Consider the following 290-nt stretch of genomic DNA (forward strand, 5'->3'; position numbering starts at 1 on the left):
GGGGCGCGGGGGGGGGGGGGGGGGCAACCCCCCGGCCCGCGGAGGGGAAGCGGCCCCTCCCCGCCTCCGAGAAGGCCAAGGACGCTGCCGAGAAGGCCAAGGCCGCCGCCCTCAGGGCGGCGGAGGAAGCGCGCGCCGCGCAGAACGACGTGGCCAAGTCGGCGAAGGCGGCGAACGCCGCCGCGTCCGCCGCACAGGGCGCGGCATCCGCCGCCAACCGTGCGATCGCCGCCTCCCGTACGGCCCAGAACGCCTCGCAGCGCGCCGCCCTGGCCGCCCAGGCGGCCGCT

General features: G+C 80.3%; 1 protein-coding gene. It reads left to right on the forward strand.

Translation table 11 applies throughout. From position 1 onward, the window contains the following. Positions 1–290, forward strand: a 290-nt coding sequence (locus JAO81_RS42475; protein ID WP_374194295.1) for a hypothetical protein, incomplete at both ends; no start/stop codon positions are given.

Source organism: Streptomyces sp. N35, from assembly GCF_016464295.1.
Classification (GTDB): Bacteria; Actinomycetota; Actinomycetes; order Streptomycetales; family Streptomycetaceae; genus Streptomyces.